The organism is Klebsiella pneumoniae subsp. pneumoniae HS11286, from assembly GCF_000240185.1.
Classification (GTDB): domain Bacteria; phylum Pseudomonadota; class Gammaproteobacteria; order Enterobacterales; family Enterobacteriaceae; genus Klebsiella; species Klebsiella pneumoniae.
Genome location: NC_016845.1, coordinates 2,781,411 through 2,803,542 on the forward strand (window position 1 = coordinate 2,781,411; position 22,132 = coordinate 2,803,542).

Genomic DNA, 22,132 nt, shown 5'->3' on the forward strand with positions numbered 1-22,132 from the left:
CATTCACAAAAGCAAACGGAGCCTGATATGAGCACGTCTAACGACCCATCCAACAATGCATCCGCCGGGAAGTGCCCTTTCCACGCCGAGACGCCAAAACAGAGCGCCGGCAGCGGCACCGCCAACCGCGACTGGTGGCCGAACCAGCTGCGTGTCGATCTGTTAAACCAGCACTCCAATCGCTCCAACCCGTTGGGTGAGAATTTTAACTACAGGGAAGAGTTTAAAAAGCTCGATTACTCCGCGCTGAAGGCTGATCTCAGAGCGCTGCTGACCGATTCGCAAGAGTGGTGGCCGGCAGACTGGGGTAGCTATATTGGCTTGTTTATTCGTATGGCCTGGCACGGCGCCGGCACCTACCGCACCGTTGACGGTCGCGGCGGCGCAGGTCGTGGACAGCAGCGCTTTGCTCCCCTGAACTCCTGGCCTGACAACGTCAGCCTCGATAAGGCCCGCCGTCTGCTGTGGCCGGTGAAACAGAAATATGGCCAGAAAATCTCCTGGGCCGACCTTTACATGCTGGCGGGTAACGTCGCTCTGGAAAACGCTGGCTTCCGCACCTTTGGCTTTGGCGCCGGTCGCGAAGACGTCTGGGAACCGGATCTCGACGTCGACTGGGGCGATGAGAAAGAGTGGCTGGCCCACCGTCATCCGGAAAGCCTGGCGAAACAGGCCATCGGTGCCACCGAAATGGGTCTGATTTATGTCAACCCGGAAGGTCCGAACGCCAGCGGCGAGCCGCTGTCCGCCGCGGCGGCCATTCGCGCCACCTTCGGCAATATGGCGATGGACGATGAAGAGATCGTCGCGCTGATCGCCGGCGGCCATACGCTGGGCAAAACCCACGGCGCCGCAGAAACCAGCCACGTCGGCGCCGAGCCGGAAGCCGCGCCGCTGGAAGCGCAGGGTCTGGGCTGGCACTCCAGCTACGGCAGCGGCGCAGGCGCGGACGCCATCACCTCCGGTCTGGAAGTGGTCTGGACGCAGACGCCCACCCAGTGGAGCAACTACTTTTTCGAAAACCTGTTCAAATACGAATGGGTGCAGACCCGCAGCCCGGCTGGCGCGATCCAGTTCGAAGCCAAAGACGCGCCGGAGATTATCCCGGATCCGTTTAACCCGGAGAAAAAGCGCAAACCGACCATGCTGGTCACCGACCTGACCCTGCGCTTCGACCCGGAGTTTGAAAAAATCTCCCGCCGCTTCCTCAACGATCCGCAGGCCTTTAACGAGGCGTTCGCCCGGGCGTGGTTCAAGCTGACCCACCGTGATATGGGGCCAAAATCCCGTTACCTCGGGCCGGAAGTGCCGAAAGAAGATCTGATTTGGCAGGATCCGCTGCCGGCAGCGACCCATCAGCCGAGCGCGGAAGATATCGCCAGCCTGAAAACCGCCATCGCCGGCGCCGGCCTGTCGGTCAGTGAGCTGGTCTCGGTCGCCTGGGCGTCCGCCTCCACCTTCCGCGGCGGCGATAAACGCGGCGGCGCTAACGGCGCGCGTCTGGCGCTGGCCCCGCAGAAAGACTGGCCGGTTAACGCCATCGCCAGCCGGGTGCTGCCGACCCTGCAGGCGATCCAGCGCGCCTCCGGCAAAGCGTCGCTGGCCGATATTATCGTGCTGGCCGGCGTGGTCGGCGTTGAGCAGGCGGCCGCTGCCGCCGGCGTCAGCGTCAATGTGCCGTTTACCCCAGGCCGCGTCGACGCTCTGCCTGAGCAGACCGACGTCGAGTCGTTTGATCTGCTGCAGCCGCTGGCGGATGGCTTCCGCAACTATCGCCGTATCGAAGGCGGTGTCTCGACGGAAACCCTTCTGATCGATAAAGCGCAGCAGCTGACGCTAACCGCCCCGGAAATGACCGTGCTGGTCGGTGGCTTGCGCGTACTGGGCGCGAACTACGACGGCAGCAAACACGGGGTGTTTACCGACCGCGTCGGCGTGCTCAGCAATGACTTCTTCGTTAATCTGCTTGATATGGCTACCGTCTGGAAAGCGGCCGATGATAACGCGGAGCTGTTTACCGGCAGCGACCGTAAAACCGGCGAAGCGAAGTACAGCGCCACCCGCGTGGATCTGGTGTTTGGCTCCAACTCGGTACTGCGCGCCCTGGCGGAAGTGTACGCCTGCGCCGACGGGCAGCAGAAGCTGGTGCATGACTTCGTTGCCGCCTGGACCAAGGTGATGAACCTCGACCGCTTCGATCTGTAATCCCCTCGCCCCGGCTCCCGCCGGGGCGTTTTTCTTATACCGCCCGCGGCAGCTGTTGCAGGCGACTCCGCGTTCGTTGAATATCCTCCAGTTCCACCCCTTCCACCAGCGTCTCCAGGTCGCAGCGGGTCACCAGCAGCAGGCGGATCTGCTTTTCATACAGCACATCAATCACATTGATAAAGCGCTGCTGGGTCGCCGGCCCCACCGTAGCCAATGGCGGCACCTCGTCCAGTAGCCAGACGGCATAGCTTTCGCAGAGCGTCAGATAGTCCATCACCGCCGTGGCGGCCTGACAAAGCTGGGTAAAGGTGAAGTGCAGCAACGCGGGCGACGCCGCGGCCGCCAGCAGCGTGCGATAGCCTACCGTCAGCGAAACCGGTTCGCCAGGCAGCGACGGCAGGTCATACAGCTGACGCTGTTGTGCATTCGGATTAACCCACATCCGCCCGCTGCAGAAGGCGTTATCCTGGCTCAGATGCCGTTCGCGATAATCTTCCTCGCCGTTCAGCGCCACCACCGTTAGATGGGCGCGGATCAGCGCGATCGACGGTAAAAGCGATCGTGATACAGCGGATTGGGCAGCAGCATCTCCGGCGGGTAGTTTGAGGTGGCCAGCAGCACGATACCGTGTTGAAAGAGGTGTTCCAGCAAGGCTTTAATCAGCATGGCGTCGCCGGGGTCGTGCAGATGAAATTCGTCGAAGCATAGCAGGCGGCAACCGGATGTCATCTGCCTCATCACCGTCTGCAGGTCGGGCGCTCCGGGGGCATTCAGCCGCTGGTGCAGTTCGCGGAAGAAGTGATGAAAATGGACCCGCCGCCTGGCGGCGAGCGGCAGGCTGGCGAAAAAGTGGTCGAGGATAAAGCTTTTCCCTCGCCCGGTACGTCCCCAGACGTATACCCCCTGCGGCCTGCCTGTCGTGGACACCAACTGCTGACCGAGGGCGTCAAGGCGGGCGATGAGTGACAGCTGATCGTCGTCCAGCGTCAGACGCGCCCGCGCCGCCTGCTCGGCCATCACGCGGGTAAAACGAAAATCAGCCGTCACCTCTGTGGGACCAGATTCCGAGGGTACACATCCATTATTTAACATTCTTATAACCTCCTGCGAGGAGGCCATTCTAGCCGCTTTCCCGCGGGATGGCGAATCGCGCGACGAGCGGCCATTTCCGCTGCTCCGCCGCCAGCCCCTACGCCTCTCCGACACGCCAGTGCACCGATGTGACGTTCTGCTGAACGCCCATTTGCGCCATAATTTGCGCCAGCGTTTTTTGGTGCTGCTTATGACTAATCAGCTGCGCGCAAATCTCCAGATGGTCCGCTGTGTCCGCCGCCGCCGACTGCAATCCCTGCAGGGTAAACCGCTGCTGCTGCGCAATATTCAGCAACAGCTGACGCACGGCATTTTCATGTTCGCGCAGACAGGTGACGCGTAAGACATAGCGTTTCTCTTCGTCACCGGCCCCCGGCAAGGCATGAATGCGCTGCGCCGCCTCGCGCAGCAGGATATTGGCGCACAGAATAATCAGCGTAGCCGCCGTCGCGTTCCAGAACTGTCCCAGGCCGCAGAGTACGCCGATCCCGGCCGAACACCACAGCGTGGCGGCGGTATTGAGGCCGCGGACGTTCATACCATCGCGCATAATCACCCCTGCCCCAAGGAAGCCGATACCGGAGACGATCTGCGCTGCAATACGCCCCGGGCTGTCCGGCGAGGCCGACATCGCGCTGAGAATAAACACCGCCGCGCCGGTGGCCACCAGGGCATTGGTGCGTAAACCGGCCATACGTTGTCGCCACTGTCTTTCCGCGCCGATCAGCGCCCCCAACAACATTGCCGCGAGTAAATGTGTCATATAAGGAAATACCATCGCGCCTTCCTCCAGAAAACAGAAAGCCAAAAATTACAGATGTAGCGCTCAGCCGCGCCGGGCGATTAGCCGGTGGATGATGGTGGAGGAAATAAGGGTCTGGAAAACATAAACATAACGCTGCCTCTCGCGCTCAATGGCGCATAAATTATTGAGGGAGGCAATCCGGAACTGAGAGATTGCTGCCCGCCGGGACGGCAAGCAGCGAAATGATCGCGTTAGCTTGCCGGAAAATCGCAATAAGGGTGACTGTCCAACGTATGACTCCTGAATAAAAGTGGGCACATTATAGCCCGGGGTAATGATGGGTAAAGCACGAAAACGCCGCCGGTGACGATTCGTTTAGTTTGTCTTTCGCGGGTCCTGCGTAGCGTGACATCGCCAGGCGACTAAAATGCCGTCAGCGGTGATTTACTTCAATTCCTTCGCTGGGATGCGGCGAAAACCAGCATGAATATCAACTTTATGTCTCCCCAGCGCGATCTTACGCTAAAGAATGTCGCTAAGGCTAAGGATTAAAAATTTAAAACTATTAACAATCAATTAACATTAGCAGGCAAACCATTCTTCCTGAGGAACACAACACCATGTCTACCACCCAGGTTCTCGGCGAAACGCCCTATGCTTCGCCAGGACAACCGCACGCCAGCTTAACCGGACGCATTGATGCGCTGCCCGCCTCATTTGGGTTATGGTCGTTTATTACCCTGCTCTCACTTGGCGGCTTCTTTGAGCTCTACGATCTCTTCCAGACCGGGTATATCAGCGCGGGCCTGCTGGCGGAGGGCATTTTCCACACCGGACAGGCGGGCATCTTCGGCATCGCCGACCAGGCGGCCTTCGCCTCCGCCACCTTTATGGGGCTGTTTATCGGCGCCAGTCTGCTGGCGCCGCTGGCGGACAAACTGGGCCGCCGCCTGACCTTTATGGTGGCGCTCGCCTGGTACGGTCTTTTTTCGCTGCTGATGGCGACGCAGAGTAGCGCGGAAGGGGTGATCTTCTTCCGCTTTCTGGTGGGGATCGGCCTCGGCATTGAGCTGGTGACCATTGATACCTATCTCAGCGAATGGGTGCCAACCCATCTGCGCAATAAAGCCTTTGCCTTTGCCTTCTTCATCCAGTTCCTCTCGGTTCCGGCGGTGGCGCTGATGTCCTGGATGCTGGTGCCGACCACCCTGTTCGGCCTCAGCGGCTGGCGCTGGGTGATCATCTTTGGCGCACTGTTCTCGCTGGCGATCTGGTTTATCCGTAAAAAGCTACCGGAGTCAGCCCGCTGGCTGGAAAGCAAAGGGAGGCATGATGACGCGCATACGGTGATGTGTGAGATGGAAGCCCGCTGCGGCCTGACGCCGTCGCCAAAGCATGCGCATGCGGCACAGAGCGTCGTCAAACGCGGCACCTTCCGCGAAATCTGGGCGCCGCAGTATCGGCAGCGCACCCTGATGCTGATGGTGATGAACTTCTTCCAGGCGATCGGTTTCTTCGGCTTTGGCAACTGGCTGCCGGCGCTGCTCTCCGGTCAGGGCGCCAGCATCACCCATAGCCTGCTGTACGCCTTCTTTATCACCCTCGCCTATCCGCTGGGCTGTCTGTTCTGCACCCGCTTCGTGCATCGTTTTGAAAACAAGTGGCAGATTGTCCTCTCCGCGCTGATGACCGTTATCTTCGGCACCCTGTTCGCTCTGCAAAACAGTCCGATCCTGTTGGTGATCTGCGGGTTTATGATCACCTGGTCCAACGCCTGGCTGACCATCAGCTACCACGCCTACCAGGCCGAGGTCTTCCCGACCCATATTCGCGCCCGCGCCGTCGGCTTCTGCTACTCGTTCAGCCGGCTCTCGACCGCGGTGACCAGCATTCTGATCGGCATTATTCTGCAATACGCCGGCACGCCGGGAGTAATTAGCTTTATCGTCGTCAGTATGCTGATGGTGATGCTGTCGGTAGGGATCTTCGGCCCGAGAACGCGGGGCATTCGTCTGGAGAATATCTGATGGCGGTCGCCGCCGAGGGTGACGGCGGCGACATATTTTATCAGTTGCGATGTTGCAGCTGGCGCTGAACCTCAATAAGCTCCGCGATCAACTCCCGCGCAAGCATAGAGGTCATTATATGATCCTGGGCATGTACCAGAATAAGATTAACCGGTACTTTGCCACAGCCCTCATCCATACCGATAAGCATGGTTTGTACATCATGCGCGCGTTTTGCGGCATCTGCGGCGTCCTGCATCAGCCTATCAACGTCCTGCCACACTCCTTTTCTGGCGGCTTGCAGCGCCTGCATCGCCAGACTGCGGGACTCACCGGCGTTAATGATGAGTTCCATGACGGTTGCTTCCATATCCATACGGTTTCCCTACTTGTTAAGTGAAGGTTCATCCAGCAGCGCCAGCGCCGCAGCAAGAATTTTATCGCCACGCATCATGCCGTAATCCATGCTATCGATAACGGCGACTCTCTTGCCCACCGCAGCGGCCTTTTTGTTAAATTCTTCGAATTTATATTTGATCTGCGGCCCTAAAAGACAGCAATCGTAATTTGGTAACGTGCGATCAAAATCATCCATTGAAACAGCAATAATATCGACAGCAATGCCTTGCGCCGCGGCCGCTTGTTTCATTTTATTCATTACCATGCTCGTTGACATGCCGGCAGCGCAGCACAAAAATATTTTTTTCATCTTATTTACCTGTTCCTGTAACGTATTATTGATGCTTATCTTTGAGATTTTGGTCTAAAAAAATTAATAATAATTTTTGATACTTCAGGCTGATACCACATCAAACCTGCGTGATCCGCCCCTTTCACCACGTAATGGGTGGACGGTATTTTTTTCGCTACCAGCGCCTCGTGTAAAAGCGTTGACTGGCTGGGTGAAACCACATTGTCGGCATCGCCGTTCATTAGCAGAAAAGGCGGCGTTTTATTCGAAATCCAGGTGATAGGATTAGCCCGTTTCGCCTTTTCGGGATAGGCGGAGATCGCGCCACCGCCTTGCCAGGGAATACCATTAACCAGCATCGCCTCTGGTATGGCCGGTGACTGATGCGCTTTTTGAATGTCCGCGGAAAAGTCAGCCCCGACTTTCGTCAGATCGGACAGGCCATAGAGATCAACCACCGCCTGCACATCGCTGCTTTGATTTGAATACTCTCCCTGGTCGAATTCCTTATGGCCGCTGGTGGTACCCACCATGGCGGCTAAATACCCACCCGCCGACTCGCCCATCACAGCGATATGGTTGGGATCGATGCCTAATTTTTCAGCATTGGCGCGTAAAAATCTGACCGCCGTTTTCGCATCTTCAACCATGCCCGGGAAAGTCACATTGGGTACGACCCGATAGGTAATGCTGGCGACGACGTAACCGGCCCGGGCAATATCGACCCGCTGACCGATGAATTTTGATTTGGGCGCATCGAGAAAGCCGCCGCCGGTAATAAATACTACTGCGGGTAACGGTTTATCAGCATAAGGCTTGAGCAAATCCATCGTTAACTGGAGCGGTCGTCCCATGATATTTTGCGTAAATGAATAGGCAATATCAGGCACCATCTCGACGGCCAGAGCGCTGGGTTTAATAACGATAGTTTTGCTGTCTGTTAAAGGTGTTTGTGCAAAAGCAGACGGAATAATAAGCATCGTCAGCATAGCAGCGACGTGTTTGTTCATAGGGTAATATCCTGTAGTGATGTAGTAATGATTCAGAACCAGACTTCCATTCGATACCCGACTCGCCACTCCGAGTCTTCCGGCAATAACGTGACCTCTTTGTCCCCGCCTGCGTAGGTAACCGTCAAACTGAGAATCGGCGCGACATACGGTAAAACATCCAGTTGCAGGGCCGGGCCGGCGGCAATTTTGTAGCCGACGCCGCTGGCACCTTCGACGCCATTTTTATTGATAGTGTTATTCACCATGACTTCATACAACATGGAGAGATTTTGGTGATGAATGTTTTGTTTAACGTTTACGCCGGTAAAGATCCCGGTTTCATTTGCGGAACCATAGGTCATGTCCCCCCCCTGAATAACCTGTATCAGGTATAAAGGTGGTTCGGTCAGCAGTTTTTTCACGCTTGGTATATTCATAGATGAAAGCCGGCGAGACGGCAAAATCATCAAATAACGTCAAGTTTCCGTCGGTGGAAAAACGCATTGAACAATCGCCCTCTTCGCTAAGGACGGTAATACGACTGGTGTTCAGATAAGGAGCAATAACCCCTTTACCATACTGTAATTTGACTGTCGATTGTCCCTTTGCCACTCCCCAAAAAGACGGCATGCTGTATTTCGCGGAAAAACTAATTGCTTTCTGCTTGCCAGTGCCCAACGGGTCATCAATTTCTTTAACATAGGTCATACCCAGCTCTGTCTGATCGATACGATAAGCCATATCAACGATGCGCCGCGAGCCTTCTATCGCCTGCGGCGCGGTATCGCTGGACCAGTCGATCTGGTCGGTACCAACGTTCAAATCAAAATTCTTACTGTTATAACCGAGGCCGGAATCAATATGTACTTCTTTGGTATTGTAAGCGAAGATATTAATACGTTGATCGAGGTAACGACGCCCAGCCCAAATGTTTGCGCCCTCGGGAAGAAAAGAGAGCCCACCAAAGCGCCCATAATTCTGTGCCGTTTCTACCGTTTTATCGCCGTAACCCACCATTTCATAGGTGTAATCAGCCCATTGCTCGGGAGAAGCCAGCCCCTGCCATTTTTTAGTGATAGCCAGCGATGTCCAGTAATCGTGCCAGAAACTGTTTCCCAAATCGCCCATTTTGCCACGAGGATCCTGATTAGGTCCGGTGGGATCGGTATGCAACGACATGTTTTTGGGACGGTTTAGTTCGCTCTGAAAATCTCCAGCCACCATGCCATATCCATTTAACTGGAAGCTGCCGTCGTCGCTTAGATTGGCCGCATGGCATAAGGTCGCAGGCAGAAAACATGAGATAACACCTGAAATAATAATTCTGGGGTTCATTCTTCAGACTCCATCGGGTAAGAGATATAAAATAAATAAAATTATTATTTTTATTGCTTATCTGATTTTATTTAAAGAATACCACCCGTGTTATAACCCAGCTTGCCTTTTTATATATCGGTTGTTGCCGATTTTACTTATTACAAAAACATGCAATAGCAGGAACGCTGTGAGCCAATTTACTATTCAGGAGTTCAGATCACGATACTCCTTAATACTCATATTATATTTCTCTTTAAATACCTTATAACAATGCGAGGCGTTTTCATAACCCGTCATATTAATAACATCAATAATAGAGTGATTAGTATGCTTAAGGAGATGGATCAACACATCCAGGCGTTTTTCAACCAACAAATCGCTAAAGTTCTTACCAGTGAAGTCTTTTATCAGTTTACTCACCTTATAATTAGGCTGATTTAAACGACAGGAGATCTCTTTCAGGCTGGCAGTTTTATAATCGGTATCAATATATCTCAACACGGCCATGGCAAGTGATTCATTGTAACTGCCGTTGATATGGTAATCGCTGGCTTGCACATTCGAGAGCAGTTCGGTCATCAACAGTCCCACCAGGAAATTGACGCGTATCTCTTTTAAGTGGTTATTACTGTAGATCTCGCTAATGATGACATGCATAATGTTTTGAATTGCGTCGATTTCCCCCACTTTAAAGTGAATATGCTCTCCATGTTTTTTTCTGCCATTAATTGCTGAAAGGATAAAACGGGAAATGATGTTATTTTCGTCAAAAAGGGACATGAGTCGACCGAAAAATTCGGTCTTAATAATAAAATTGATGATAATATCATTCTGCCCTGCGGCTTCAATTTCGTGTCTGGCAAACTGGTTGATAAGCAGGATCTCCCCCTTACCTAAAGTGAGACTTTCTTCATTAATCTTCTGATGCATTTTACCCTGATATATATAAATAAGCTCGATAAAGCCATGAGAATGCAACGGAATTTTAGTAAATCGGGTCTGCTTTTCAATATGAATGTAGTTGTCTTTGAAAAACCTTCGCTCCATATGGCTTTTGAATTTATGACACAGTTGATAGTTAGCGCGAAGCAGTTCGAGTTCTCTATCGGTATAAGCCAGTAGCTTTTCATGAATATCATGGTGTAACATAAAAGTACCTAACTGGAGCGAACGTTTGGGTATGCACTATCATTACAATAGTACTTTTATCTCACCTGCATCGGTAATGTCATAAAAGTGATGATAGGTATCACAGTCTATCGGCGCAGGTAATTGTTTATTAAGTTGATACACTTTTGGTAATTTAAGAGTGCATTTTTTGAGGTTAAATGGCACTTTGATGACTAATTCTATGCCTTTTTTATAGCGCCGCCAGCGACACTCAATACGCCCTCTGATGGTTTGATGCCAGCAATCCACAAAGTTAATCGTGTCAGTAAAGGATGGACTGATTAAAATAACATCAGCACCAACCGCCTCCTCAGCGACGGTAATGCCGCCCAAAGCCTGAAACAGCCAACTGGAATAAGAACTGAACATCGCATGATTATTCGAACCATTCAGGTTATCACCGAAAAATTCCTTCAATGTGCTGGCATCATTTTTAAGCATTTTCTTGAATCCGGCTTCGACTCTTAACCATTCAAGGATTAATTCATTATGACCATAGCGATGAAATATTTCATAGGCAAAACTTTGGCCAAAAATCCCACAAGTGATAACATTTTGCTCTTTTTTGATGAGATCGATCAATGCATTCAATGAACTCTCGATATCATCACACAAATCGAAGTAGATTGCAAAAACAAAGCTGGTCTGACTGCGATCGGCAAAGCTGCCATCCGTATTCTTATAGAGTGATAAAATTTTCTCTCTAATTTTATTGGCCTTGCCAATATATTTTAGCCATTTTTCTTTAAAGCCAAGATCATCACATATTTTTGCGATAATTAACAAATGATAATAATAGAAACAAGCACTGGTGAAATGGAGAGCTGGCGAGCCATTTTTGTAATTACGCATATCATGAACGCGGCTTCCCCAGTCACCCAGGCAGCAGGTCACCAGGTCATCAAAGTCGCGCATTTCCAGGGAGAGGATCTGCTTCTCAAGAAATGGCAAGCTTTCGGCCAGCAGATTGACATTGCCATAATGTCGATAGTGAATGGCTATCAAATAAGGTAATACCAGTTGCCAGCCCAGGGGGCCCGTTTCCCCGCCGACTCCATTAGTCTTAATTCCCATAAATGGCGCAGTTTCCGTCACACCACCACAGGGACGAATATCATTGATAAAATCAAAGATAGTTTTCTTATAAATAGCGGCAGAGTCAAACTGATACACTTGCGACCGGGCCAACGCGACAATGTCTCCGCCATAGGCGAAACGTTCGCGGGCACAATCCCCGAAGACCGAATGAATGTTATTCAGTTTGGTTCTTTTAGCAACCTCAAAGAGCTTATTTATGTAAGGATCTGAGCAGTAAAAGCCCCCGTTTTCCCTTAGTACTGTATGTACTGAAAGCGCCTGAACGTTGTTTAATTGTTCAATATTAATACCGCTTAACTGCACATAGCGAAACGAATGACAGGTAAAGGCATTGATAAAATGATTCTTCCCACTGCGGCATTCAAAGGCATCCTTCTGCTCCGCCCTCGCCGGTGCTCCAATTCCGCCGTCAATAATCACACCTTCAGTAACCTGTTTGCCGACAAATCCCGCAAGGGTGGAGTCAGTGTTTAGTTCGTAGTTTTCATCAACGTTTTCGCTATAGAGCAGTTCCACACGTTGATTCTCAGACGCGGTAATGGATAAATCGATAAATCCGGTGACGATGGCACCGAAATCAATAATGAATGTCTCTTCGTCTACGACGTGGATATGCTCTGCCCCGAGGGACAACGTATGGTTAATTTTCGGAATAAAACTCGAGACCAGACGGCCTTCAGGCCCGTTGCTCAGCACCACATTTTTCCAGTCAGGCATCAGCAAATCGGTGGTGTTGTCTCCGCGAAACAGTTTCATATCCAGGCGTTCGCCCAAATAGATATTATTGAAGGTATAAGCGCCTTCGCAATATTGCCAGTCGGCATCACTACCGATGATCATTTCGCGATCTGCAAACCTCATATAAATGTCAGCGATGACCTGTGGTTCACCGATGGTTAAGGTCTCTCTCAGGTTATATTTACCAAATAATTTAAGCGGTGCTGGATTAAACCAGCCATCGGCTAGCTCAACAATGACTTCATTTTTCGGCTGATTAATAAACGGCTTTATATTGTAAGTATCATAATAAATAATTTTAGCATAATTTGTCCAGTCAGTATTGAGCTCACCGCGTGTGACCTCTTTACCGTTGATATACAATTTATAAAAACCAAGACCAACAATACTGATATAGGCATCGAGGAGGTCTTCGTCGAGATAAATTTTTTTTCTCATCACCACATTACGTTTACCGCGATAGTAATGAATATCATTAGTGAAGTGATGCCCACCGCTCACCCAGCGGCCAGAAAAATGGCCAAGATTACTGGTTGTAAAACTGTTTCTGAAAACGTTGTTCTCACCATTGTCACCGTGGGTAAGGACTTCTATGGTATAAGAAGTAAAGCTTTGTAACGATATTGCATCGAGAGTGACAATTGTATTATTACCCTCTCTTGCGATAAGAGATACCAGTTCGGCACCTTTATACACTTTTATCGAAAATGACTTTTGAGGATAATTGGTAGACCAGCACACCATAATTGGCAGATGATCGACAATAATGTTTTCCGTTTGGTAATTGATACTTAACATCTTTCCCACCATGGCTAAATTGGCGTTGCTGGCATTTTTTTAAGGAGCATTCAAATGGTATCCGTCTGATTTTCTTCCCGGCAAGCGACAAGATCGGCAGTCTTGAAGAAGAAATACCATCCTGCAAATCGCGCAAAAAGTCCTATAAATTGGAAAGCGGCAATTTTCCAGCTCCCCTGCATAAAACCAGAAATAATGATCGGCATGCCGGCCGGGGTACTCACCCCAGCGACGCGAGGCAATACGCCAATGACCGTTAGATACCATGCAATGCCGAGCATGATGCCATTGATAAAAATATAAGGAATCGCCAGAGTAAAATTCATTACCAGCGGCACGCCATAAGCCATCGGTTCGCCAATGGTGAAGATAGCTGGCGGCAAGGCGATCTTACCGAGCGTTTTATAGCGTGCGCTCTTCGCGAAAAAAGCGAGCATTATAGCCAGCGGCAATAAATCTCCAGCAGCGCCATAAGTCATAAAGAACGCAAAGCCGGTGATGTTGGGTAAGTCGACGCCTGCAGCATACGCAGCAAGCTGCTGGGCATCCATGGCAAACCAGATCGGCGCTACGATACCGAGGGTGATAGCGTGGCCATGCAGCCCAAAAAACCATAGCAATTGCGCAACAACAGCAACAAAGATGAGTGACCAGATTCCGGATCCAAGTGATGTTAGCGGAACCTGGATTAATTTATAAATAATTTCGTGAATGCTCCCATAACCAACGCTGGTAATGACTGCGGAGATAATTGTAAACAGCGTCAGGATGGCGATTCCTGGAATCAATGAAGAGAACGATTTAGAGATAAATTCAGGGACATTTTCTGGCATTTTGATAATCAACCCCTTGCGAGTTATCGCCACGAATATTCGTGTTGAAATTATCGCCACCAGAATGGCGGTAAACAGCCCCATGGGCCCCAGCCATTGGCCAGGGATTGAAAATGATTGCCCTAACGGCCCTATTTCACCGAGATCATACGGCGTTAAAATAAAGAAAGAGATCATTGAAATCAGGCCTGACATGAAGCCATCAACATCGAAATTTTTCGCTAGCGTATAGGCAACGGAGAAAGCGACAATCACGGCTAAAAAATTATTCGTGAAGGTAATCGGGATATCAAAGAAGCGAGTTAAGTTGTGTCGTAACAAAAAATCCTGATATGGAGCAAACGGAAACACTTTAACCAAAGTCGCCACAGAACTCATGATCGTTACTGGCAATATGAGCATCATACCGCTCATGATTGACTTAAGGTAGGTATTTTGACCAATACTTTGCATCAGTTGCAAAGCCTTTTCTTGTACAATGTTGGTATGAGATGACATGTAAACAGTCCGTGATATTATTAGTTTTCAGACATATTCATTTAAGAATTCATATGCCGGCATGACATTAATGCATCATAATCTAACCAGGAAGTCAGCCTAATATATCATTAGGGAGTAATACATATCGGTTGTTGTTAACTTAAATGACGGCTGTTGCCATAGTTAATATTTGTGATGTGTACTGCAGGAGGGATAAAAAATTGTCATTAAGGCTTGTAACTTCTGGACAGCATTAAGCGGCGCCGCAATACCACTTTTACCAACGGTCCAGCATCACCGGGGCTATATTGACACTTTCCCATCAGAGGGGCGTTTAGGCATTTTAGTGACAAGCCGCCAGGTCGGCGGCCCGGCCTCAGCCAAATATCCCCTGCGCCTCGGCGAAGCATTTTTCCGCCAGGGTCGAGACTGGTTCCTGCTGGCGCATAATCAGCGCCAGCTGTGAATCAACATGGGTTTCGGCGATCGGCAGAATTTCAAGATTATCGCTTAGCGCTTCGAGGCCGTTGTTAAGCGGCATAATGGCGCAGCAGATCCCCGCCTGCACCGCCTGGATAATCTGAAACGTCGAATCACTTTCGAAGACATACCTCGGCGTTAGCCCTTTGGCCTTAAAGCTGATTTCAATCGATTCCCGGTAATACATCCCCTTGGTCAAAAAGCCGAGGGGCAGCGTCGCCAGCGTCTCCCATCCCGGCGTCCCGGCGCTGAAGTCGAAATGGCGTTTATCGTGCAGGAGCCCCATCCGGGTTTGCGGCAAGCGAGCAATCTTGAACTGACCTTCATCCAGATGCTGCAGATAACAAATCCCCAGATCCAGCTGATTACGGCTGACGCCATCGATAATCTGCTCCGAGGTCATCGACAACAGGCTGAACTGCAGCGCCGGATATTTCTCCGCCAGGGGTTTAATCAACTGCATCGGATTGAGGCTCGCCAGCGGCACCATACCGACCCGCAGCTGGCCGACCATCTGCCCGCGACAGATGGCCGCCTCTGCCGCCAGGCCGTCATGAGCGGCCAGCACCGCCCGCGCCCAGGCCAGGATCCGCTCTCCCTCCGGGGTAAAACCTTCAAAGCGTTGGCCGCGCTGGATCAGCGTCAGGTTCAGCTCCTCTTCCAGGTTACGAATGCGCATGGAGAGCGTCGGCTGGGTAATATGACAGGCCGCCGCCGCCTGGCCAAAATGGCGCGTCTGATCGAGCGCGATCAAATACTTGAGTTGCTTAATATCCATTCTCTTTCCCGTTTGAACCCCGCCGTTCACCCCCGGGGCCGCGCACAGGTTACCAGAATGTTAGTTTCGCTAGCGATAAATTCAAGCGAGGACACCACGAGGTGCTGCGGGGCGCAGGACGGCGCGACGCCGCTCTGCGCTATACCTTTTTAGCGCCCGCCGGCCAGCGGACGGATCTCTTTCGAGCGCAGCGTCAGACGAACGGGAACCGACTTATATGAAGGGGTGCCGCTCTCTTCATCGAGATAGTTCAGCGGCACCAGCACGTTGGCTTCCGGATAATAGGCGCCGACGGTGCCCGGCGCAATGCCGTAGGCCACCACCGTGATATCTTCCAGCGTCAGCGCGCTTCCCGGCAGCGCGGTATGAATATCTACCCGATCGCCATGCTCCAGACCCTGGGCGGCCATATCCTGCTCGTTCATAAACAGCACGTCGCGGCGGCCAAAGACGCCACGGTAGCGGTCATCCATCGCGTAGATGGTGGTGTTGTACTGGTCATGACTGCGCAGCGTCACCAGGCGCATCACGTCCTCACCCTCCACCACCACGTTCTCATGCACACCTTTAAATACCGAGAACATGGCTTTACCGGTGGCGGTAGGCCAGATGCGCTCGGTCGGCGGCAGCGGCATGCGGAAGCCTCCAGGATGGCGAATGCGCTGGTTATAATTCTCGAACCCTGGAATGGTCTGTTCGATCAGATCGCGAATGCGATCGTAGTCTTCCACGAGGTACTGCCAGTCCACTTTGCTGGCGGGCAAGGTGGCCTTCGCCAGACCGGCGACAATCGCCGGCTCCGAGCGCAGCATCGGCGAGGCGGGCTTAAGCTTGCCCGACGAAGCATGCACCATCGACATCGAATCCTCGACGGTGATCGACTGCCGGCCGCTGGCCTGCAGGTCAAGCTCGGTGCGGCCCAGACACGGCAGAATAAAGGTCTCTTTCGCCGTCAGGAGATGTGAGCGGTTGAGCTTGGTGCCGACGTGAACGCTGAGCTCAAGGCCGCGCATCGCCGGGAAGGCGCGTTCGTGGTCCGGCATCGCCACGGCGAAGTTGCCCCCAAGGCAGATCAGCGCTTTGGCATCGCCGGCGATCATGGCCTCCAGGGCCTTTACCGCATCGTGGCCATGATGCCGCGGCGGCGTAATCCCCATCACCCGCTGCAGGCTGTCGAGGAAAGCCGCGGAGGGTTTTTCGCTGATCCCGACAGTGCGGTTACCCTGGACGTTCGAGTGACCGCGCAAAGGACAGATCCCGGCCCCCGGCTTGCCGATATTGCCGCGCATCAGCAGCAGGTCGGCAATCAGACGCACGTTGGAGGTGCCTTTGTTATGCTGGGTGATGCCCATACCGTAGGTGACGATGGTGGCCCTGGATTTGGCGTAAGCCGCCGCAACCTGGGTCAGGGATTCGCGCGTCAGGCCAGACTCCTGTTCGATGTCCTGCCAGCGGGTGGCGTGGAGGTCATCGGCGAAGGCGGTGAATCCCTGGGTATGTTGGGCAATAAACGCGTGGTCGAGCACATTGCCCTGCTCCTCCTCCAGCTGCAGCAGCGCTTTGGCGATCCCTTTCAGCGCCGCCGCGTCGCCGCCGGCCCGTACCTGGTAGTAGGTCGAGGCGATCGGCGTCGAGCGCCGGGTCGCCATCTCCATTACGTTCTGCGGATCGGCAAAACGCTCCAGCGCCCGTTCACGCAGCGGATTGAAAACGATAATCGGCACGCCGCGGCGGGATAGCTCATGCAGGGTGCCCATCATCCGCGGGTGGTTGGTGCCCGGATTATGGCCGATGGAGATCACCAGCTCGGTCTGGTCAAAATCGTCGAGGGAGACGGTGCCTTTACCAATGCCGATCGACTGTGGCAGGCCCACGCTGGTGGATTCATGACACATGTTGGAGCAATCGGGGAAGTTGTTAGTGCCATACTCGCGGGCAAACAGCTGGAACAGCCACGCCGCTTCGTTGGAGGCTCGGCCAGAGGTGTAGAATTCAACCTCATCCGGCTGCAGGCCGCGGAGGATCTCGCCGATACGGGCGAAGGCTTGCTCCCACGCCACCGGGCGCAGGGTATCGCTGTCCCGGTCGTAAACCAAAGGATGGGTTAAGCGGCCGTAGCCCTCCAGTTCAAAATCGCTTTTTGCCAGCAGGGAAGATACGGTATTTGCCGCGAGGAATGCGGGCGTCACCCGTTTGGTGGTCGCCTCCCAGGTCACGGCTTTGGCGCCGTTTTCGCAAAACTGGAAGGTCGATTTATGTTCTTTATCCGGCCAGGCGCAGCCCGGGCAGTCAAAACCGTCCGGCTGGTTGGTACGCAGCAGCGTGGCGGGCGCCTCAAAGGCATCCATCTGGGTGCGCACGGCGATGGCCGTGGCCTTCAACGCGCCCCACCCGCCTGCCGGACCGTCATAGGGGTGAACACCGGGAACCGCGCGTCTTTTATTGGTCATCTCTTTACTCCTGCTGCTCTGTTCTGGCTGTCTCTAGCCGAAAAAGGCGTACGACAACCCCGGCGACGAAGCGTGAATCGCATTGCGTCACCTGAAAAGAATGCTGTTTCTCAAGGATAGTACGATGGGAAAGCGTAGGTACTGCGTTTGTTAACTGAATAATAACATACACCACAATTCTGTATAATTGATGTTATCTATCAGGTGTTAAATTTAACTTATTTGCAAATTTTGCGGTTTTCACCGCGGTGCTGTGACGGATAAATTGCTACGGAAAGTGATGACCGGGCAGCGAAACCGCCCGGTGGGCCAGGCTCAGGTCAGATTGAAGTAACGGTCCGGACGCAGCGTCTCCGGCAGCGGATGCTGACCGGTCATGTCGAGCAGATTGCGCTCGATGGTATTGCACATCGCGTTCAACGGCAGGTCATTGGCTGCGGTGCCGAACGGATCTTCCAGCTCTTCCGCCAGCGAATCCCACGATAAAAAGGTGTAAGAGATAAAGACCGAGACAAACGGCGTCATGTAGTGCAGATCGCCGACCAGGGCGAACGGCAGCAGCGTACAGAACAGGTAGACGGTACGCTGCAGGATCAGGGTATAGGCGAAAGGCACCGGGGTGGTGGCCAGCCTTTCACAACCGCCCAGCACGTGCGCCAGCTCGTCGAGTTTGTTGTCCATCAGCCCGTAAGTGATGTCGCTGAGCTTGCCCGCCTCCCGCAGCTGGCCAATTTCGTTGCCGGCCAGCAGCAGGATCCGGTTGGTGGGCATTGAGCTGGCGAGGATCTCCGTCACCCTCTCCTCCGGTAGCAACCGCCGCAGGTCAGCCGTCGGATCGGTTTTGCGCAGCTGGTGCTTCAGGCTCCAGCTAAAGGCCACCAGATAGCTGACGATGCGGCGATGGGCATCGTGTTCCGCCGGCAGGATATTGCGCAGCTGACGCACCAGCGTGCGTTCGGCGATAAGCACCGTCCCCCACAGATTGCGCGCCTCGACGAAGCGGCTGTAGCTGGCGCTGTTGCGAAAGCCGAGGAAAATCGCAATCGCAATCCCCAGCAGGCTGAACGGCGCCACGGTTAAGTGGATCCCCAGCTGTTCGTACCATTGATAGCTGATAATGGCGATGATCGACATCAGCACATTTAGCAGCAGGCGAAAGATGATTTTCGACAGCACGGAGCCGTGCCAGTCAAATAGGCGAAGAAACCAGTGTTGTTCTGGCCGAATGATCATTGTCTGACTTCCTGAATTACCGCTCTGGTCATTATCTCTGAATACAGAATAGAGATTATCTATGAGCCGATTGGTTTATTTTATCGTTAACTGCGATGGGCAGATCTGCGCCATTATTTAGCGATGGTAATGGCGTTTTTAGTATGGGCCTTTTTTATATTTCAGGCAATCAATGCGCCAGCAATAATGGCTCAGAAGAAAAAATAACCGCTGAGCCAATTCATTTTTCCGCTTATGCTACCGGGTGTATCAGACCGCTTTCGTCAACCCCTGCGCTTCGCAGGGATCGAGATGCACCATCACATTAAGCACCGGATGCTGCGCCAGCACCCGCTCCCGCGCGTGATGGGCAATCTGATGCCCTTCGGCTACCGACATCTCGCCAGCCACCTCGAGATGGACATCCACCAGCACCAGATCCCCCGCCTTACGGGTTTTCAGATCGTGGAGGCCCGCCACGCCCGGCGTGGTTCGCAGCGTATCGGCGATCGCCTGCTGCATCTCTTCATCAACCGCACGGTCCATTAAATCATGCAGCGCGCTGACGGCGAAACGATAGCCCATGCGCGCAATCAGCAGCCCCACCGCCAGCGCGGCGAGCGGGTCGAACCAGGCGAACCCGGCCAGATTACCGATAATCCCCAGGGCCACCACCAGGGAGGATGCGGCGTCAGAGCGGGCATGCCAGGCATTGGCGATAAGCAGCGACGAATTCAGCCGCCTGGCGGCCGCCAGCATATAGCGAAACAGCCCCTCCTTGACGGCCAGCGCCACCAGCGCCATCCACAGCGCCGCGCTGTGCACCGGCGGAATAGTTTGCGGTTGCGCGAGATGGCCCGCCGCGGACCATAGCATGCCACCCCCGACGAGCAGCAGCATCGCGCCGATGATTAGGGAGGCGCCGTTCTCATAGCGCCAGTGGCCATAGTGGTGATCGTGGTCAGACGGTCGACGGCTCTTTTTATTCGCCATCAATACCACGCCATCGGCGACCAGATCGGAAAAAGAGTGCATTCCGTCAGCAATTAATCCCTGAGAGCCGGAAAATATTCCCACGACTACCTGTAAGGCAGAAAGGAAAATATTAACCACCACGCTTACAAGGGTACTCTTTCGCGCCTGCACCGAACGCTCATGATATTTATTATCATTTTCAAAATTATGTTGTGTCATTATTTCTCTCCCTTTGTGAGCGAGAAGAATAAACTGACAAACTGAGTTTATGCTTAACAATATAAAAGCCATTGCCTTGCCGTTTAACGATATCGCGGCGGTCGGTAATGACTATTTACTGTATGTGCCGTTGGAACGCTGCAACCTTGCGCCTATGAACTATCTTTTGAAGGGTGGCCACAGGTCGGGCCACTTTAGCTTAGCCACCACAGGAGTCAGCGATGTCACATAACAAACCATCCCGGCTGCGTTTCGCCATTAATCTGGGCAATGCGGTCCTGGCCCATCTCGGGGAGACAGGAAAGCCAGCGGGCATCACCGTCGAGCTCAGCCATCGGCTGGCGACGCGCTGGGGCGTCAGCGCCGAATTCGTTCCCTATCCTGCCGCGGGTAAAGTGGTGGCTGACGCCGGTGGCGAGCACTGGGATATTGCCTTTCTGGCCATCGATCCGGCGCGGGAAGCCACCCTGCGCTTTACCTCGCCCTATATCACCATCCAGGGCACCGCGCTGGTCAGCGTTGATTCGCCCTGCCAGAGCGTGGCCGACATGGATCGCCCGGCAACCACCATTAACGTCGGACAAAACGCCGCATACGATCTATGGCTAACCCGCCATCTGCAGCACGCCAGCCTGCATCGCCTTCCCTCTTCGCAGGAGGCAATCGACGCCTTCCTCGCCGGTGAAGGGGATATGGTCGCCGGTATCCGCCAGCCGCTGGAGGCGACAGCCCGTCAGCACGCCGGGGTGCGGGTACTGGCGGATAATTTTACCGAGATCCAGCAGGCCATCTGCGTCGCCCGGGCGGACGTGGACCGTTTTCACGCGGTAAACGACGCGCTTAGCGAGTGGCGGGCGGATGGCAGTCTGCTGGCGCTGATTGCCGGTCACCTGGGCCAAGCGAACTGAATCACGCCTCCGTCATCCGGCGCATGGCGCAATGCCAGGCGCCGTTGCGTACCGAGGCGCGCAGTACGCGGGCCACGCCATGCACCATCAGGCGCGTCGTGCGCCGCTGCAGCGGCGTGAGCGACAATCCCAGCATCTCCTGCGCCCATTCCGGCAAAAGGTCAATTCCTGCGTTCATCATCACCCGGCCGACCGGCTGGCTCATCCGCCCCGGCAGACGGGTGGAGAGCAGCACCTGAGCTACCTCCCGGGTACGTTCGTCGCAGCGCAGTCGCGGGCGCATCGCCTCGAGATAGTCCGCCACCTCCTGCGGTGTCTGAGGGATATCCCGAGCCCCCAGCCGCCGGGCGATTTCCGCCGACTCACGAAAATAGTCCTCCTGGCGCTCGGGACTGACCACCGTCCGCTTGTAGCGCAGGTGGGAGGCCATAAAGCAACTGCACTCGGCGACGTGCACCCAGGTTAACAGCGCCGGGTCGCTCGCCTGATACGGGGTTCCGTCCTTATCCACCCCGGCGATCCGCTGATGGATCCCCTGTACTTTGGCGATTAGCCGTTCGGCGTCGGGGGTAGTGGCAAAAGTGGTGGCAGAAATAAACTGGCTGGTGCGGCGCAGGCGACCCAAAATATCCTCGCGAAAACGAGAGTGATCCCAGACGCCGTCCAGCGCCAGAGGATGCAGCATCTGCAGCAACAGCGCGCTAATGCCGCCGCAGAGCATCGAGGTAAAATCGCCGTGCACCTGCCAGATGGCCGACTGGGGACCAAACAGCCCCGGCTCTCCTTTGGGTCGTTCAAAGTCGATCTCTTTTAGCGCCATGCCGGTCAGGCCGAGCACCTGCGCCTCGATCATCCGGCGAATGCCGATCATGATGGTATCCCTTACGTGCAACTAAAGGACAAAAGATACCACTGTTGGACAGCATTGGGAGAGATATTGCG

Annotated in this window: 20 protein-coding genes and 1 other annotated feature; of the genes, 4 read left to right on the top strand and 16 right to left on the bottom strand. The window is 53.7% G+C overall.

Annotated features, from left to right (window positions below):
- Positions 1-27 precede the first annotated feature (27 nt).
- Positions 28-2,205 carry a putative catalase (hydroperoxidase I) gene (locus KPHS_27750; protein YP_005227075.1) on the top strand — a complete coding sequence of 726 codons (2,178 nt, stop codon included), beginning with the start codon at positions 28-30 and terminating at the stop codon, positions 2,203-2,205.
- A gap of 34 nt (positions 2,206-2,239) precedes the next feature.
- Here KPHS_27750 and KPHS_27760 read toward each other — a convergent pair whose 3' ends face one another.
- The 3 genes from KPHS_27760 to KPHS_27780 all read right to left on the bottom strand — a co-directional run bounded on the left by KPHS_27760 (position 2,240) and on the right by KPHS_27780 (position 4,078).
- Complete coding sequence (locus KPHS_27760; protein YP_005227076.1) at positions 2,240-2,725, bottom strand: putative ATPase; 486 nt, start codon at positions 2,723-2,725, stop codon at positions 2,240-2,242.
- Positions 2,240-3,255 (bottom strand) — a sequence feature (potential frameshift: common BLAST hit: gi|152970372|ref|YP_001335481.1| putative ATPase). (Overlaps the previous gene by 486 nt.)
- On the bottom strand, positions 2,743-3,255 hold the full coding sequence (locus KPHS_27770) for a putative ATPase (protein ID YP_005227077.1): 513 nt from the start codon (positions 3,253-3,255) through the stop codon (positions 2,743-2,745). It overlaps the preceding feature by 513 nt.
- Before the next feature lie 142 nt (positions 3,256-3,397).
- Complete coding sequence (locus tag KPHS_27780; protein YP_005227078.1) at positions 3,398-4,078, bottom strand: MgtC family magnesium transporter; 681 nt, start codon at positions 4,076-4,078, stop codon at positions 3,398-3,400.
- Between the two features lie 587 nt (positions 4,079-4,665).
- On the opposite strand from KPHS_27780, the gene KPHS_27790 reads away from it, so the two are divergent.
- Entirely contained in the window at positions 4,666-6,072 is a 1,407-nt protein-coding gene (locus KPHS_27790; RefSeq protein ID YP_005227079.1) for a putative transport protein, read from the top strand.
- Between the two features lie 40 nt (positions 6,073-6,112).
- Here the strand turns inward: KPHS_27790 and KPHS_27800 are convergent, their stop codons facing one another.
- The 12 genes from KPHS_27800 to KPHS_27910 all read right to left on the bottom strand — a co-directional run bounded on the left by KPHS_27800 (position 6,113) and on the right by KPHS_27910 (position 20,282).
- Positions 6,113-6,427, bottom strand: coding sequence for a putative lactose/cellobiose-specific PTS family enzyme IIA component (locus tag KPHS_27800; RefSeq protein YP_005227080.1), 315 nt, complete (start codon positions 6,425-6,427; stop codon positions 6,113-6,115).
- 9 nt (positions 6,428-6,436) lie between these two features.
- Positions 6,437-6,760 carry a lactose/cellobiose-specific PTS family enzyme IIB component gene (locus tag KPHS_27810; RefSeq protein YP_005227081.1) on the bottom strand — a complete coding sequence of 108 codons (324 nt, stop codon included), beginning with the start codon at positions 6,758-6,760 and terminating at the stop codon, positions 6,437-6,439.
- Between the two features lie 35 nt (positions 6,761-6,795).
- A complete protein-coding gene (locus KPHS_27820; RefSeq protein YP_005227082.1) occupies positions 6,796-7,752 on the bottom strand; it encodes an esterase/lipase in 957 nt (318 codons plus the stop codon).
- A gap of 32 nt (positions 7,753-7,784) precedes the next feature.
- Complete coding sequence (locus tag KPHS_27830; RefSeq protein YP_005227083.1) at positions 7,785-8,096, bottom strand: hypothetical protein; 312 nt, start codon at positions 8,094-8,096, stop codon at positions 7,785-7,787.
- Complete coding sequence (locus tag KPHS_27840; protein ID YP_005227084.1) at positions 8,074-9,069, bottom strand: carbohydrate porin; 996 nt, start codon at positions 9,067-9,069, stop codon at positions 8,074-8,076. The genes KPHS_27830 and KPHS_27840 overlap by 23 nt, the downstream gene beginning before the upstream one ends.
- A 186-nt stretch (positions 9,070-9,255) precedes the next feature.
- On the bottom strand, positions 9,256-10,200 hold the full coding sequence (locus KPHS_27850; protein ID YP_005227085.1) for a putative helix-turn-helix AraC-type transcriptional regulator: 945 nt from the start codon (positions 10,198-10,200) through the stop codon (positions 9,256-9,258).
- 42 nt (positions 10,201-10,242) lie between these two features.
- On the bottom strand, positions 10,243-12,855 hold the full coding sequence (locus KPHS_27860) for an alpha-L-rhamnosidase (RefSeq protein ID YP_005227086.1): 2,613 nt from the start codon (positions 12,853-12,855) through the stop codon (positions 10,243-10,245).
- Between the two features lie 50 nt (positions 12,856-12,905).
- On the bottom strand, positions 12,906-14,141 hold the full coding sequence (locus KPHS_27870; RefSeq protein YP_005227087.1) for a cellobiose-specific PTS family enzyme IIC component: 1,236 nt from the start codon (positions 14,139-14,141) through the stop codon (positions 12,906-12,908).
- A gap of 403 nt (positions 14,142-14,544) precedes the next feature.
- The gene (locus KPHS_27880; protein YP_005227088.1) at positions 14,545-15,426 is read right to left on the bottom strand and encodes a transcriptional regulator LysR; all 882 of its coding nucleotides are present in this window, start codon (positions 15,424-15,426) and stop codon (positions 14,545-14,547) included.
- A gap of 149 nt (positions 15,427-15,575) precedes the next feature.
- On the bottom strand, positions 15,576-17,876 hold the full coding sequence (locus KPHS_27890) for an oxidoreductase alpha (protein ID YP_005227089.1): 2,301 nt from the start codon (positions 17,874-17,876) through the stop codon (positions 15,576-15,578).
- 315 nt (positions 17,877-18,191) lie between these two features.
- Positions 18,192-19,109: a hypothetical protein gene (locus KPHS_27900; protein YP_005227090.1), complete on the bottom strand. Its 918-nt coding sequence runs from the start codon at positions 19,107-19,109 to the stop codon at positions 18,192-18,194.
- Positions 19,110-19,358: 249 nt separating this feature from the next.
- Complete coding sequence (locus tag KPHS_27910; RefSeq protein ID YP_005227091.1) at positions 19,359-20,282, bottom strand: putative cation efflux system; 924 nt, start codon at positions 20,280-20,282, stop codon at positions 19,359-19,361.
- A 49-nt stretch (positions 20,283-20,331) separates the two neighbouring features.
- On the opposite strand from KPHS_27910, the gene KPHS_27920 reads away from it, so the two are divergent.
- Positions 20,332-20,514, top strand: a complete 183-nt coding sequence (locus tag KPHS_27920; RefSeq protein ID YP_005227092.1) for a hypothetical protein — start codon at positions 20,332-20,334, stop codon at positions 20,512-20,514.
- The gene (locus tag KPHS_27930; RefSeq protein ID YP_005227093.1) at positions 20,504-21,190 is read left to right on the top strand and encodes an ABC transporter substrate-binding protein; all 687 of its coding nucleotides are present in this window, start codon (positions 20,504-20,506) and stop codon (positions 21,188-21,190) included. Before KPHS_27920 ends, KPHS_27930 begins: the two co-directional genes overlap by 11 nt.
- A 1-nt stretch (position 21,191) precedes the next feature.
- Here the strand turns inward: KPHS_27930 and KPHS_27940 are convergent, their stop codons facing one another.
- Positions 21,192-22,061 carry a DUF2236 domain-containing protein gene (locus KPHS_27940; protein ID YP_005227094.1) on the bottom strand — a complete coding sequence of 290 codons (870 nt, stop codon included), beginning with the start codon at positions 22,059-22,061 and terminating at the stop codon, positions 21,192-21,194.
- Between the last annotated feature and the right edge of the window lie 71 nt (positions 22,062-22,132).